This is a genomic window from Hungatella sp., assembly GCF_046966825.1.
In genome coordinates this window covers 66903-69458 of record NZ_JBKVCZ010000005.1, presented here as the reverse complement: position 1 = coordinate 69458, position 2556 = coordinate 66903, and the positions used below count along the sequence as shown (strand labels likewise).

The window sequence follows — 2556 nt, the reverse complement described above, 5'->3', positions numbered from 1 at the left end:
TTTCGAAACGCATGCCTCCATGGCCGATTATGTGACGTACCGGCTCCCGGAGGGACTGACGGACAGCGGCTACCGGGCTGATCTGGGAGATGGGGGCGGCGGCAGTCTGTTCCTGACGGAGGACGAGGACCAGAAGGCGCGTCTGGAAGAACTGGGACGGTACGTGGACCGGGATTCGGTGCCCGATGCGTGGCTGGCCGCCGGCGGAATAATCCGGTGGAATGCCGATTACCTGTATAGGCGCTTCGATACCGGAAGCCTGAAGGAGACGGCAATTCCGTGGAATCACACATCTTACTGGGGAGAGCTGGTTTCCGTGGAAGACTGTGAGGTGCCGGCGCTGCTGGAACCCCTGTGTCATGATCTTTATACGCCCTCATCCCTTGAAGAAGCAGAAAAACGGTATGGACCGATTCCGGAGGAAAATCAGACCTCCCGCATGTGGTATGTATTTTTTGCCCGCCCGGACAGCGATGTAATGTACGCCATTTATTTAAATGGAGACCTGTATAAAAAAGAAGATGCGCTGAAACTGGCGCGCAGTGTGCATTTCAAGGAGGAAGCGTTCACGCCCTGAATAAAAAGGGTGTGAACGCTTCTTTCTCGGCTTTGGATGCGGGGCCGCGCAGGGAGATTTCATATCCCGTGTCCGCCCCGCTTCCTACTCGCCATAAAAATGGCCGGGATTGTCGGACACAAAATGCATGTGTTCGCCATTCCCGGCCATTTTTATAGTTCGTATCCAGACGGCGGCACACTGGGATATGAAATCTCCCTGCGCGGCCCCGCATCCAAAGCCGAGAAAGAACCTCTTTCGTATCGTGAATAATTCCTGAAATCGCGGCTTATAATAGAACAGAGAACAAGAAGGACAGCAAGGCAGGATATTATGAGATTATGGGAACGCATCGCAATCCGCGGCAATCGGGAAGTTTATTATTATGATACAAAACAGTCCTTCGAGGCGGAAGAGTTTGCTTCGAGGCTTTATGATTTGATATGTACGGAACAGGAAAACGGAAAGATGGCGGGGGTTGTGTTCCTTTGTATCGGCACCGACCGCTCTACGGGAGACAGTCTGGGACCGTTAATAGGGTACAAGCTGAAGGAAAAGCGGCTCGAGCGGGTGGAGATTCTGGGAACGCTGGAACGCCCCGTCCATGCCATGAATTTAGAGACATACCAGGCCATCCTAAAATTTCAGTATCCGGATCATGTGGTGGTGGCGGTGGATGCCTCGGTGGGGAACATCGAGCACATCGGTTATGTGACCCTTGGGAAGGGATCGCTGAAGCCCGGGCTTGGAGTCAGCAAGGAGCTGAAGGCGGTAGGCGACATTTTTATCACGGGTATTGTCGGAAGCTGCGGCAGCTTCGATCCCTTAATGCTTCAGAGCATCCGGCTGTCTGTCGTCATGCGGATGGCGGACTGCATCAGCAGAAGCATTTATCTTGTCGAAAAGTTATGGGAAAACGCTTCCCTCCTTTGACAGGTTTTGCGCTCATCCTGTGCTATGATTCATTGGATTAAAATGAATAGCGGGGTGAGCCTATGGGAGAATTGTACAATCCGTTCCCGAAGCTGCCGAAGAATATACGGCAGATCGGGGAGCGTGACCAGATCGTAAAATTGTATGTGGAAGACTACGTGAATACGTATTTGAGACGTCTGTATCCGGCGGGTGGACAGGACCTACGGGTCGGCCTACTGCTCGGAAGCGTGGAAATGAATGATGGGACGCCGTATATCTTTATCGACGGCGCCATGGAAATGGAAGATGTGACGGAACAGGGCCAGAAAGTGGTCTTTTCAGAGCTCGCGTGGAAAAAGGCGTATCAGAGTGTGGAGCAGCTGTTTCCGAAACGGTCCGTCCAGGGCTGGTTTCTGTGCGGAGCGCCCGGAAATGATTTAAGTCCTCTCAATTACTGGAAGCAGCATGTCCAGTATTTTCAGGGACCCAATAAGCTGATGTATTTGAGCAGTGGTGCGGAAGGAGATGAATCAGTTTACATAACGTCAGAGGACGGATTCTATAAGCTTTGCGGTTACAGTATTTACTATGAAAGAAACCAGATGATGCAGGACTATATGGTTCTCCGGAAGGATGTGAAGAGAATTGAGTCCGGATCGGATGAGAAGGTTATTCAGGAATTCAGAAAGCGGATGGATGAGCACAAGGACGAGGTGACGGACAGGCACCAGACTCTTGGGCTTTTACGTGGTATGTGCATGGCAATGTCCATCGTGATTCTGGCAGGCGGAATCGTCATGTTTAATAATTATGAGCGGATGCAGGAGATGGAGAGCGTCATTGCGTCTGCCATACCGGAACGGGTGGAGTCTGCCCTGATGGGGAAGGATAATGCGGCGGGGAAGGATAAGCCGGAGTCCCATGTGGTGGTGGAAGAAGCGGAGGGTGGAGTCTATCCGACGACGGCTGCCGTGACAAAGGAAACCATGTCGGAGACGCAGCCGGGCAGCCAGAACGGCGCCGCAGCCAACAGCGGCGGTGCAGAAAATGCATCCGGAAACGCGGCTGGCAACGGCGGCCAGGAG

At 52.8% G+C, this 2556-nt stretch carries 2 protein-coding genes and 1 pseudogene; all 3 read left to right on the top strand.

Features of this window, described 5'->3' with window-relative positions; translation table 11 throughout:
* Positions 1–577, top strand: a pseudogene (locus ACLTD4_RS03060) (hypothetical protein); the annotation flags it as partial.
* A 312-nt stretch (positions 578–889) separates the two neighbouring features.
* Complete coding sequence (yyaC, locus tag ACLTD4_RS03055; protein WP_412331115.1) at positions 890–1489, top strand: spore protease YyaC; 600 nt, start codon at positions 890–892, stop codon at positions 1487–1489.
* Positions 1490–1551: 62 nt separating this feature from the next.
* Positions 1552–2556: peptidoglycan-binding protein (locus tag ACLTD4_RS03050; RefSeq protein WP_412331114.1), on the top strand; the 1005-nt coding region annotated here is incomplete at its 3' end.